Annotated in this window: 11 protein-coding genes; 9 read left to right on the top strand and 2 right to left on the bottom strand. The window is 44.4% G+C overall.

Translation table 11 applies throughout. The features are described 5' to 3' along the window. Nucleotides 1-66 precede the first annotated feature (66 nt). The 3 genes from JK188_RS03735 to megL are packed head-to-tail and all read left to right on the top strand — an operon-like array spanning nt 67 to nt 2866. The gene (locus JK188_RS03735; RefSeq protein ID WP_211887700.1) at nt 67-1254 is read left to right on the top strand and encodes an NAD(P)/FAD-dependent oxidoreductase; all 1188 of its coding nucleotides are present in this window, start codon (nt 67-69) and stop codon (nt 1252-1254) included. A gap of 13 nt (nt 1255-1267) precedes the next feature. Then, nucleotides 1268-1660: a hypothetical protein gene (locus tag JK188_RS03740; RefSeq protein WP_154627625.1), complete on the top strand. Its 393-nt coding sequence runs from the start codon at nt 1268-1270 to the stop codon at nt 1658-1660. Nucleotides 1661-1675: 15 nt separating this feature from the next. Beyond that, nucleotides 1676-2866 (top strand): methionine gamma-lyase, encoded by a 1191-nt coding sequence (gene megL / locus JK188_RS03745; RefSeq protein ID WP_211887701.1) that lies wholly within the window; start codon nt 1676-1678, stop codon nt 2864-2866. Nucleotides 2867-2968: 102 nt separating this feature from the next. On the opposite strand, the gene JK188_RS03750 is transcribed toward megL, so the two are convergent. Beyond that, the gene (locus JK188_RS03750; protein ID WP_211887702.1) at nt 2969-4336 is read right to left on the bottom strand and encodes an amino acid permease; all 1368 of its coding nucleotides are present in this window, start codon (nt 4334-4336) and stop codon (nt 2969-2971) included. A 177-nt stretch (nt 4337-4513) separates the two neighbouring features. Between JK188_RS03750 and queE the strand changes: the two genes are divergently transcribed. Beyond that, entirely contained in the window at nt 4514-5185 is a 672-nt protein-coding gene (queE, locus tag JK188_RS03755; protein WP_187129607.1) for a 7-carboxy-7-deazaguanine synthase QueE, read from the top strand. A gap of 53 nt (nt 5186-5238) precedes the next feature. On the opposite strand, the gene queD is transcribed toward queE, so the two are convergent. Then, nucleotides 5239-5604, bottom strand: coding sequence for a 6-carboxytetrahydropterin synthase QueD (queD, locus tag JK188_RS03760; RefSeq protein WP_036955790.1), 366 nt, complete (start codon nt 5602-5604; stop codon nt 5239-5241). Nucleotides 5605-5869: 265 nt separating this feature from the next. On the opposite strand from queD, the gene cysJ reads away from it, so the two are divergent. The 5 genes from cysJ to cysD all read left to right on the top strand — a co-directional run bounded on the left by cysJ (nt 5870) and on the right by cysD (nt 12790). After that, on the top strand, nt 5870-7675 hold the full coding sequence (gene cysJ, locus JK188_RS03765) for an NADPH-dependent assimilatory sulfite reductase flavoprotein subunit (protein WP_211887704.1): 1806 nt from the start codon (nt 5870-5872) through the stop codon (nt 7673-7675). After that, on the top strand, nt 7675-9420 hold the full coding sequence (cysI, locus tag JK188_RS03770; RefSeq protein WP_211887705.1) for an assimilatory sulfite reductase (NADPH) hemoprotein subunit: 1746 nt from the start codon (nt 7675-7677) through the stop codon (nt 9418-9420). The genes cysJ and cysI overlap by 1 nt, the downstream gene beginning before the upstream one ends. Beyond that, complete coding sequence (locus JK188_RS03775; RefSeq protein WP_211887706.1) at nt 9417-10151, top strand: phosphoadenylyl-sulfate reductase; 735 nt, start codon at nt 9417-9419, stop codon at nt 10149-10151. The genes cysI and JK188_RS03775 overlap by 4 nt, the downstream gene beginning before the upstream one ends. 303 nt (nt 10152-10454) lie before the next feature. Beyond that, the gene (gene cysG / locus JK188_RS03780; RefSeq protein WP_211887707.1) at nt 10455-11867 is read left to right on the top strand and encodes a siroheme synthase CysG; all 1413 of its coding nucleotides are present in this window, start codon (nt 10455-10457) and stop codon (nt 11865-11867) included. Nucleotides 11868-11881: 14 nt separating this feature from the next. Beyond that, complete coding sequence (gene cysD / locus JK188_RS03785) at nt 11882-12790, top strand: sulfate adenylyltransferase subunit CysD (protein WP_036955774.1); 909 nt, start codon at nt 11882-11884, stop codon at nt 12788-12790. The last annotated feature ends 17 nt before the right edge of the window (nt 12791-12807 follow it).

Raw genomic sequence — 12807 nt, forward strand, 5'->3', positions numbered from 1 at the left:
GTGTAAAGCACGGCGATGAACAGGTTTTATTTATCGAGCTGTTTTATTTCTTAAGGATTTTAAATCATGAAAAATATAGTTATTGTGGGTGGTGGTACTGGCGGTACCATGTTAGCTAATATTTTGGCTAGAAAACTTAATAAAGACATTTTTTCTCAAAAAATAAAAATAACGTTAATAACAGATAATCCGATACATTATTATAAACCTGCATTTATGTATGTGGCTTTTAATATGTTCTTTAAAGAAGAACTAAGCCGACCTGAGCGTGAGTTATTAAGGCCAGAAATTGAATTAGTTATTGATAAAGTTGATTCATTTGATTTTAAAAATAAAGAGTTACACTCAAGAAATAATAAAAAATATCACTATGACTATTTAGTCGTTGCCACAGGGTGTATCCCTAGACCTGAGCGTATTGAAGGATTAAAGGAAATGGGTAACCATTTTTATGCCTATGATGCCTCGCGTAAATTAGCCGATCAATTATCTAAGATTGAAAAAGGTCGTATTTTTATTACCGTTTCATTTCCTGAAACACCAAACGTTCCCCATCAGTGTGGTATAGCACCGATGGAAACAACACTCATGATTGATGAGTTTTTACGTAAACGTCGGGTTAGAGATAATATTGAAATTGTTTATACCTATCCAACGGTTGCACAATTACTGCGTAATTGTTTATTCATGCAACAGCCGGTTTGCGAAGTTATTCCTGAAGTGTTTGTTTCTCGAAATATTAAAGCTCAAAGAGGGTTTACTTTAAATAAAGTCGACCCAGATAAGAAATTAGCTTATTCCAAAGAAGGTGATGAGCAGCCTTTCGATTTATTAATTAGCACTCCACCTATTACCGCAGTAGGGGCGGTCGTAAATACCGGATTAAGTGAACACAATAATGGTGAAGGTTGGTTACCGACTGACCATGAAACTATGCAAGTCTATGGTGTTGAAGGTGTTTATGTTATTGGTGATACAGTTGATTTACCAATTAGTAAAGCCGGGGGGAGCTGCCATAACCAAGCTGCAATTATTGCTGATAATATTTGTGGTGAGTTAATTTATGGTTACCCAGCGGCTATTTATGATGGTCGAGTACAAGCTGTTGCTCAAATGGGATTAACGGCGGGTATGCCTTTGCAATACGATTACAAGCACGATGTTATTCCGACTCCGCCAACAAAGCTCGGTGGATTACTAAGAAATGGCTTCAATAGAGGTATTTATTGGGCAGCAATCCGTGGCTTAGTTTAATAAGGAATCAAAAATGTCGAATAATGAAAGTCAAAGTAAACTGGTTGAACTATTAAGTTCAGAATCCGGTAATCATCTTGCTGAAAAATTAGCACCGTTATTACATTTAAATCGCTTAGATAATATTGTGGATCTGCTTTCACTAGTGTCTGACCTTGTCGATATATTAGATAACAGTACAGTAGAACGATTATCAAATTCTTTTGAAGATACTTTAGTGCCTGTATGGGAATTAGGTACTGCCTACAATATGGCAAAAATGGAAGGAATACATGATAGTAAAAATCCTAACTTTCGCTCAGTGTATGGATTATTAAAAGATCCAAATACATTGCGTGGAATTACGACGCTTTTGCGAACAATGCAAATTGTCGGTTCTCGATTATCTCAATCCCAAGGAGGGTAATTTTTCGGAGGTGGTATGAGTTTAGATATAAAACGTTCTTTCGAAACACGGGCAATTCATAGTCACTATAATGCACAAGATCATTTAGGTTCATTGGCATCGCCAATTTATCAAACATCGACTTATGTATTTAAAAGTGTCGAAGAGGGCGCAGCCTGTTTTAGTGGTGAAAAAGATGGCTATATTTATACCCGAATTAATAACCCAACATTAAATCTATTGGAAAATAGAATTGCCTCTCTTGAAGAGGGAGAGGCGGCAATTGTGTTCTCGTCAGGTATGGGCGCAATCACGGCTACATTTTGGACATTATTAAATCCGGGTGATGAACTGTTAGTGGACTTAACAGTTTATGGCTGTACTTATGCCTTTTTTCATCATGGGTTGGCTCGATTTGGTGTGAAAATTAAGCACATTGATATGAGTGATCCAGAGAGTGTCGCTCAAGCCATTACGAAAAAAACGCGCATGATATTCTTTGAGTCACCCGCTAACCCGAACATGCGTTTGGTGGATATTGCTGCGGTGAGTGAGATTGCTCATCGACATAATATCTTAGTGGCAGTCGATAACACCTATTGCACGCCGTATATTCAAACACCACTGACATTGGGGGCGGATATTGTGCTGCACTCGTTGACCAAGTACATGAATGGTCATGGGGATGCTATGGGGGGAGCGGTAGCCACAACGGCAGAGTGCGCAAAACTGATTCGATTAGTGGGGTTGAAAGATATGACGGGGGCATGCTTATCTCCTCATGACGCTAACCTGATTATTCGAGGAATGAAAACCTTGTCTGTTCGTATGGATAGGATAGTCCAAAGCACACAGAAAATTGCTGAATATTTAGAAGTGAACCCAAAAGTCGCTACCATTATGTACCCGGGTTTGCCGAGTTTTGAGCAGTATCAGTTAGCCCAAAAGCAGATGAAATTAGCCGGAGGCATGATTGCATTTGAGCTAAAAGGGGGGCTGGAAGCAGGCAAGCGGTTCTTAAACCATTTAGCACTGTTTTCTAGGGCGGTGAGTTTGGGGGATTGCGAGTCGTTAGCGCAACATCCTGCTAGTATGACCCATTCGACCTATACACCGGAAGAAAGGCTGCAATACGGCATTAGTGATGGGCTGATTCGACTATCTATTGGTTTAGAAAATGTCGATGAGTTAATTGCAGATATTGAACAGGCGCTTGCGTCAGCGTGATGTAGTAGAACTAACGGTTCCATAAAATGGAGAATCATTAAAAAAACAGCCCTAGATCTGCTCGATGTAGGGCTGTTTTATTGATCTCTTAATGAAAAGGGATCAGCGTTTTTGGTAAGAACGCATCGCAAAGAAGGTGATACTGAGTAAAGCCACCCACACAAAGCCCACGATCAGCGCCACTTGTGTATCTTTAAAGAAGCCTAATAATGCGATAACAAACACCATAAATGCGATAGTGATTGCAGGTCCCACAGGCCAGAAAGGTACTGGGAATTTCAGCTTTTTGACTTCTTCTTGGCTCATTTTACGGCGCATTGCTACTTGAGACAGTAAGATCATTAACCAGACCCATACCGTTGCGAAGGTCGCAATTGACGCGATAATCACGAAGATTTTTTCAGGTAACAGGTAGTTTAGGTAAACCCCTAATAACATCACCACGGACATCACCAGCACGGTCACCCATGGCACACCGCTTTTAGTCAGTTTGGTAAAGACTTTTGGCGCTTGCCCATCTTGAGCCATACCGTACATCATGCGCCCAGCACCAAAAATATCACTGTTGATAGCGGAAATTGCCGCGGTGATCACCACGATATTCAGGATATTGGCTGCGGATTGAATGCCTAAGCTATCGAAGATTTGGACAAACGGACTACCGTTTTGACCGATTTGATTCCATGGGTAGATACACATCAGGATAAACAGTGTTAATCCATAGAATAATAGGATACGGATAGGCACCGCATTGATAGCTTTCGGAATGGTTTTTTCAGGATTTTGCGCTTCACTTGCCGTGATACCAATCACCTCAATCCCACCAAAAGCAAACATCACTATTGCGAGAGAGGCAATCACCCCTTCAATGCCATTTGGCATAAAGCCGCCATGCTCCCATAAGTTTTGGATACCCACTTCATGGTTAGTTTCTTGACCAAAACCGTAGATCATCAAGAAGGCACCGCCTACAATCATGGCAATAATGGCGCTGACTTTAATAATTGATAGCCAGAATTCCATTTCACCGAAAATCTTAACGTGGCAAAGATTGAGGGCGCTAATAAATAGCACGATACTCAATACCCATACCCATTGGTCGACATGCGGGAACCAGAAGCCCATATACATCCCGAAGGCGGTAATATCGGCTAAACAGACCACCAGCATTTCAAATACGTAGTTCCAGCCGGTTAAAAAACCCGCTAGAGGACCCATATAATGGCTTGCGTAGTGAGAGAATGAACCTGGGACTGGATGATGAACCGCCATTTCGCCGAGAGCGCGCATCACCATAAATACGGCGGCACCACCTAGCATGTAGGCTAGTAACACTGCGGGACCTGCTGCCTGAATCGCAGACGCAGAACCGTAGAATAGCCCAGTACCAATCGCTGACCCTAAGGCCATAAAGCGAATGTGCCGGACACTCAGCCCCTTTCTGAGTTGATTTTGTTCACTACTTTGCATGTCTTTTCCTGTCATTGACTTTATTTCGAAATATTGTACCGAATATTGTTTCGGTTTCGTTGTTTGAGTTGACGTACTTTCCTGAACGCAGGGTGACTACATTATCACAAAGTGCATTGCCCGCGAGATAGATATCTGCAATATAATATGCGCCAAATGGAATCTTCTAGGAGCAATATGAAATACCCAATTAATGAAATCTTCCAAACTTTACAGGGGGAAGGTGTTTTTACTGGCGTCCCTGCTGTTTTTATTCGTTTGCAAGGCTGTCCAGTTGGCTGTAGTTGGTGCGATACCAAACAGACCTGGGACAAAGAGCCCGCGAAGGAATCCACATTGGGTGATATTGCATTAAAAACACAAGACAGTGATTTATGGGCAATGTCCGATGCCGAAAGCTTAATCCAACTGATGCAACAAAACGGCTATACCGCAAAACACATTGTGATAACGGGTGGAGAGCCGTGCATTTATGATTTAACGAACTTAACGCAATCCCTTGAAGCGAATGGGTTTCAATGCCAGATTGAAACCAGCGGCACTTACCCAATCATCTGCACTGAAAATACTTGGGTCACGGTCTCGCCAAAAGTGGGTATGAAAGGTGGATTGCAAGTGCTCGAACAGGCGATTAATCGTGCCAATGAAATCAAGCATCCTGTAGCGCGTGAAAAGGATATTGAAGCCCTTGACCAGCTATTATCTTTGCGAACTCAGGGTGAGCCACCGATTGTGGCGCTTCAGCCTATTAGCCAAAAAGTGTCAGCGACGAAGTTATGTATCGATACCTGCATTCAACGCAACTGGCGGCTATCCATTCAAACCCATAAATATCTGAATATTCAGTAATCATTATGTCTTTGAGCTGTAGGTGATAACTTACAGCTCAGCACCTATTTGACTTAGGCTTCTCCGCGATATACACAGCCTGCATTGCAGGTTTCTTTAACTGTAATGGCACTTAATAGTGGTAACAGTGGCTTGGTTTGCTGCCAAATCCAGCGAGCAAGTACTTCACTGGTTGGGTTTTCTAACCCTTCAATCTCATTTAAATAGTGATGGTCTAGACGCTCATAGATAGGTTTAAAGGCGCTTTTCACATCAGCAAAATCCATGATCCATCCCGTATGCGCATCAATTTCACCCGTGATTTCTAAGCGCACCATGAAAGAGTGCCCATGCAGGCGACCACATTTATGCCCCTCGGGTACATGAGGAAGGCGGTGGGCTGCTTCAAAGTGAAAATCTTTGTAGATGGTTGTGCTCATAAATTTCTCCTTACTAATGTTTAGTAGCGTATTCTACTGTTATTTTTACTCAAAATGTCGTTATTTATCGATTTCTGGCTAATCTTTTTATTCGATATTCATCATCGAATATTTTCTTTAGGATTTTTAGCTATTAGTTATGGCTATAGTTTCTTATCTTCCTAGTTATGGCTGTTATAACCTTTATCTTCATTTGGGATAGAGAATGGCATATATAACGTTTTATTGACTATTCAATGATGGATCACGTTGGAGTGACAAAATAATGCAAAACAAGCAACCTCCATTATCAGCATTACCGATTTCGACGGAGCAATTAGGGCGCTTACAAACCGCAGTGGGGGATTATTCATCCCATCAACTGGCTTGGCTATCTGGCTATTTGTGGGGAATGGTGAATCAAAACAGTGCGCAAAGTGAATCTGTTCCTGCAAGCAATGCGCCTCAAGAAACCGTGACCATTATTTCAGCCTCCCAAACGGGTAATGCCCGTCGTTTAGCTGAGCAGCTTCGAGAAAAGCTACTGAGTGAGAAAATCAGTGCCAATTTAGTCAATGCTGGTGATTACAAGTTTAAGCAGATCAACCAAGAGAAAGTGGTGATCGTTGTGGCATCCACCCAAGGTGAAGGGGAGCCAGCTGAAGAGGCCGTTGCATTACATAAATATTTGAATTCGAAGAAAGCACCCGATCTTTCATCCGCCCATTATGCGGTTTTTGCGCTTGGCGATTCTTCTTATGAGCATTTTTGCCAAGCAGGAAAAGATTTCGATAGCCAGTTTGAGAAACTCGGGGCGAGTGCGTTGCTTCCTCGGGTCGATGCGGATGTTGAATATCAGGCATTGGCAGACGAGTGGGTAAGCTCTTTGACGCAGATTTTAAAAGCGCGAGTACCAGCTCAGTCAGATAGCCAGCTCATCAATACTCAATCTGGCAGTGTGAATCAGCTCGATTCTTCCCCATACACCAAAACGGCGCCATTAACCGCCTCGCTGTTGAGTAACCAAAAGATCACGGGGCGCGGATCGGACAAAGATGTGCGCCATATTGAGATTGATTTGGGGAATTCTGGTTTACGCTATCAGCCGGGAGATGCACTAGGCGTGTGGTTTGATAATGACCCTGCGTTAGTGGATGAGCTGATTAGCCTGTTATGGCTACAAGGGGATGAAGACGTATTTATTGGTCAACAGCGCCATTCGCTGCGTGATGCGTTAACTTACCAACTGGAACTGACCCAAAATACCCATTTGATCGTCGAAAAATACGCTCAGTTATCCAAAGACGATAGCTTATTAGGCTTGATCAGCGATAAGCCAGCCATTATGCAGTATGCGCAAACCATGCCGATCGTCGATATGGTACGCCAAGCGGCGGCTCAACCAAGTGCACAAGAGTTTGTGGATTTACTGCGTCCATTAACGCCACGCTTGTATTCCATTTCATCTTCACAGGCAGAAGCGACTGATGAAGTTCATGCCACCGTTGGTGTTGTGCGCTATGAGATTGATGGACGTCCAAGAACAGGTGGTGCTTCTGGCTTCTTAGCGGATCGTCTCAATGAAGGTGATGAACTGCGGGTGTTTATTGAACATAACGATAATTTCCGGCTACCCGCAGACTCAAATACTCCCGTGATAATGATTGGTCCGGGAACGGGGATTGCCCCATTCCGCGCTTTCTTACAACAACGTGATAACGACGGTAGCGAAGGTAAAAACTGGCTGTTTTTCGGTAATCCGCATTTTGTTGACGATTTCTTATATCAAGTCGAATGGCAGCGTTATGTCAAAGACGGTTTGCTGACCCATATTTCATTAGCGTGGTCGCGGGATCAGGCTGAAAAAGTGTATGTGCAAGACAAATTGCGCGAACAAGGTAGCGAAGTGTGGGACTGGATCCAGCAAGGCGCACATATTTATGTGTGTGGGGATGCAAATCGCATGGCGAAAGATGTGGAACAAGCATTATTGGATGTCATCAGCGAGCACGGGCACATGGATGAAGAGCAAGCGGATGACTTTTTAAGTGAGCTGCGTGTGATGCGCCGTTATCAGAGGGACGTTTATTAATGAGCAATGAACATCAAAAAGCTGCACCTCAGCCGGCCTTAGTGGTTGAAGGAAAGCTCGCTGACAGCGAGCGGATGAAGCAGCAAAGTAACTATTTACGAGGCACTATCAAAGACGATCTCAAAAACGGCTTAACAGGCGGTTTTGACGGAGATAACTTCTTGCTGATCCGTTTTCACGGAATGTATCAACAAGATGACAGAGATATTCGCGCAGAGCGAGCAGAGCAGAAGCTAGAACCGCGTCATGCCATGATGCTGCGTTGTCGCTTACCGGGAGGCATCATTACCCCGAAACAGTGGCTCGATATTGATAGATTTGCCTCTGAGCACACGCTGTACGGCAGCATTCGTATTACCAACCGCCAAACATTCCAGTTTCACGGTATTCTCAAAGGGGATGTGAAGCCGGCGCACCAAATGCTCAGCCATGTTGGGCTGGATGCGTTAGCTACCGCCAATGACGTAAACCGTAACGTACTGTGTACGTCTAACCCTGTGCAGTCTGAACTGCATCAGCAAGCCTATGAATGGGCGAAAAAAATCTCTGAGCATTTGCTACCTCGCACCAGTGCGTATGCTGAGATTTGGTTGGATAAAGAAAAGATTGTGACCACCGATGAAGAGCCGATTTTAGGGCAAACCTATCTTCCTCGGAAATTTAAAACTACCGTGGTGATCCCGCCATTGAATGATGTGGATCTCCATGCCAATGATATGAACTTTGTGGCGATTGCTGAAAATGGGCAATTGGTTGGTTTTAACGTGCTGGTGGGCGGCGGTTTGGCGATGACCCACGGCGATACCAACACGTTCCCACGTCTTGCCAGTGAATTTGGTTTTATTCCCTTAGATAAAACCTTGGCAATTGCTGAAGCGATTGTCACTACGCAGCGTGATTGGGGAAACCGGACTGATCGTAAAAATGCCAAAACCAAATACACCCTTGAGCGAGTTGGGATAGAGGTGTTTAAAGCGGAAGTGGAAAAACGAGCTGGTGTGCAGTTTGACGCTATTCGTCCTTACCAATTTACGGAGCGTGGCGACCAAATTGGTTGGTTAAAAGGCATTGATAATCGCTGGCATTTAACCTTATTTGTGGAGAATGGGCGCTTAATCGACTTAGCGGACAAACCGTTAAAAACCGGCGTCGCCGAAATCGCTAAAATCCATAAAGGGGATTTTCGCCTGACGGCTAACCAAAACTTAATTGTGGCGGGGATTGCGGAAGAAGATAAAGCGGCTATAGAGAAAATTGCCATTGAGCACGGTTTGATGAGCGGTGAAGTGACGCGTCAGCGTGAAAACTCGATGGCTTGTGTCTCTTTCCCAACCTGTCCGCTGGCGATGGCGGAAGCGGAACGCTTTTTGCCGGAATTCGTCACGCAAGTTGAAAACATCATGGCGGCGCACCATGTGGCTGACGAGCATATTGTTTTACGCGTTACAGGCTGCCCAAATGGCTGCGGTCGCGCGATGCTGGCGGAAGTCGGATTGGTGGGTAAAGCTCTCGACCGTTATAACCTGCATTTAGGTGGAAATCGCATTGGTACGCGTATCCCTAGAATGTATAAGGAAAATATCAGCAGCGCAGAGATTTTAGCAATTCTGGATGAGTTGATTGGTCGCTGGGCAAAAGAGCGTCAATCGAATGAAGGTTTTGGTGACTACCTGATCCGCGCTAACGTCGTGAAGCCGGTACTCAACTCAGCTATCGATTTTTACGAGGTCAAGGAGGCGGTATGAGCCGACTTCAATTAGCACAAGTTCAGTCGTTAGATAAACAGGATCAAGTCGCTTATTTAGCAGAGTTCAACGCGAAACTTGAAGAGATGACCGCACTAGCTCGCGTTGAATGGGCGGTTGAACATCTTCCTGCTGAATTTGTGTTGTCATCAAGCTTTGGTATCCAAGGTGCTTTGGCGCTGCACTTAGTCACGCAAGTGGTCCCCAATATTCCTGTGATTTTAACGGATACGGGTTATCTGTTTCCTGAAACCTACCAGTTTATTGAACAGTTAACGGAACGGTTAAACTTAAATTTGAAAGTGTACCGAGCGGAAACCAGCCCAGCTTGGCAAGAAGCCATTCATGGGCAGTTGTGGACTCAAGGGGTTGAAGGAATTGAGCGTTATAACCAATTGAACAAAGTAGAGCCTATGACGCGGGCGCTGCATGAATTGCAGGCGCAAAGTTGGTTTTCAGGACTAAGACGAGAACAATCGGCGAGCCGAGCAGCGTTACCAGTGCTGAGTATTGGACGCGGGATTTTTAAAATTCTGCCAGTGATTGATTGGAATAATAAAGAGGTTTATCAGTATCTGACCAAACATAATTTACCCTACCATCCATTATGGGAAAAAGGGTATTTATCAGTGGGAGATACTCATACCAGTCGTCCATGGGAACCCGGTATGAGTGAAGAGCAAACTCGTTTCTTTGGTTTAAAGCGTGAATGCGGGCTACATGAAAATTAATGCTTTTTCAGAAAATTAAAGACTTGGTTTAAATAATTAATTACTTGTATTACTAATAAGTAAAAAACTAATTTATTTGTTTAATAACAAAGGGATGCCTTTATCTAAAATAAGGGTGTCCCTTTATTTTTTATTTATATCAAATCGCGGAAGATAGGCTTAATTTACTGGGTTTTCTCCACTTTATTTAGCTTATGCCTTTCTGTTCCTATTCATGCTTTTTTGTCATTTCAAAGTGACCAATTCACGCCATATAGTCAATTTCATTGCTCTTATAATTAAAATGTTGGATGGAAGCGATTTATGGATTACCTACCCTTATTTGTGAGTGTGCGAGAAAGACAAGTTGTCTTGATTGGCGGCGGTGTGGTCGCCGCACGTAAAGCCGAATTATTATTGAAAGCCCATGCCTCGCTGGTGGTGATTTCCCCTGAACTTTGCGAAAGCTTGCAGTTGGCTTATCAACAAAAACAATTGCACTGGGTACAGCAACCTTATCAAGCTTATCACCTTGATGATGCTTACTTGGTGATTGCTGCCACGGATGACCAAGCGCTCAATAAGAAAGTTTTTCATGATGCACAGCAGAGACATATTTTTGTCAATGTGGTGGATGACCAGCCCCTCTGTTCCTTTATTGTTCCCTCGATTATCGACCGTTCTCCCATTATGGTGGCGATTTCATCGGGTGGCACCGCGCCTGTGTTAGCAAAATTATTACGGGAAAAACTGGAAACCTTGCTGCCAACATCGTTGGGTAAAATGGCGGAGATTGCAGGGCGCTGGCGTGAGCGCGTAAAGCAGAATTTGACCAAGCTCAGTGAGCGTAAACGTTTTTGGGAATTGAGTTTTAGCGGGCGCTTTGCCTCTTTGGTGGAAAGCGGGCAACTGGATGATGCAGAAAAGCAGCTGGAGCAACAGCTAGCGAAGCCGGATAACCAAGGGGAGTTAACCTTAGTGGGGGCTGGACCGGGTGATGCGGGGCTATTAACACTTAAAGGCTTGAGAGTTCTGCAAAATGCGGATGTGGTGCTGTATGACCATCTGGTGAGCACGGAAATCCTTGATCTTGTTCGCCGTGATGCAGACAAAGTCTGTGTGGGTAAGCGAGCAGGAAATCATAGCGTTTCCCAAGAGGAAACTAATCAATTGATCGTCAACTATGCCCAGCAAGGCAAAAAGGTAGTGCGCTTAAAAGGCGGGGATCCGTTTATTTTTGGTCGTGGTGGTGAAGAGTTGCAAGTTGCTGCCGAGGCTAACATCCCTTTTCAAGTCGTACCCGGTATCACCGCCGCTATTGGTGCGGCGGCTTATGCGGGGATCCCGCTGACCCACAGAGAACACGCGCAGAGTATCACGTTTATTACCGGACATTGTCGACAAGAGGGGGCTGAGTTGGATTGGCAAGCATTAGCACGCGGTCATCAAACACTGGCTATCTACATGGGTACTGTGACAGCCGCCAATATTCGCCAGCAGCTTATTCAATATGGGCGTCATCGAGATACCCCCGTTGCAGTGATTGGCTGTGGGACCCGGCAAAATCAAAAAGTGATTGTGGGAGCGTTGCATGAATTGGAGTCATTGGCTCAGCAAGCGCCAGCACCTGCATTAATCGTCATTGGTGAAGTGGCGGCATTACATCAACAGCTGGCGTGGTTTGGTCAGCAACCCGAAACCATTCAATGGCGCTCAGCCGTGCTGGAATTGGCTTAATCGAGGAGTAAATCGTGAACGAAAAAAAATTAACCCACTTACAGCAATTAGAAGCGGAAAGTATTCATATTATTCGTGAAGTGGCGGCGGAATTTGCTAACCCTGTGATGCTCTATTCCATTGGTAAAGACTCATCCGTGATGCTGCATTTGGCTCGAAAAGCATTTTACCCTGGGACTATCCCTTTCCCGTTGCTGCATGTGGATACCGGATGGAAATTTCGTGAAATGTACCAGTTCCGTGATGAGACGGCGAAAAAATACGGTTTTGAATTATTGATTCACCGAAATCCTGAGGGGGAGCGTCTTGGTATCAACCCGTTTGTTCATGGTAGCGCGAAACATACCGACATCATGAAAACTGAGGGCTTAAAGCAGGCGTTAGATAAATATGGTTTTGATGCTGCGTTCGGTGGGGCTAGGCGTGATGAAGAAAAATCACGCGCAAAAGAACGAATTTATTCATTCCGTGACCGCTCGCATCGCTGGGATCCAAAGAACCAACGACCGGAACTTTGGCACAATTACAACGGACAAATTAATAAAGGAGAAAGCATCCGCGTTTTCCCGTTATCTAATTGGACTGAACTGGATATTTGGCAATATATCTACTTGGAAAACATCGACATTGTCCCACTCTATTTTGCGGATGAACGCCCTGTGATTGAGCGCGATGGCACCTTAATCATGGTGGATGATGGGCGTATAGAGCTAAAAGCGGGAGAGGTCATCGCCAAGAAAAAAGTCCGTTTTCGGACATTAGGCTGCTGGCCATTGACGGGAGCCGTGCCGTCGAATGCCAGCACACTACCTGAAATTATCGAAGAGATGTTGCTATCCACCACCAGTGAACGCCAAGGGCGTTTGATTGATAGTGACCAATCCGCCTCTATGGAGCTGAAAAAGCGCCAAGGCTATTTTTAATTAATCGGTGAGGAGAG

Origin of the sequence: Providencia sp. JGM181, assembly GCF_018257375.1 — a bacterium.
Taxonomy (GTDB): Bacteria; Pseudomonadota; Gammaproteobacteria; order Enterobacterales; family Enterobacteriaceae; genus Providencia; species Providencia lanzhouensis.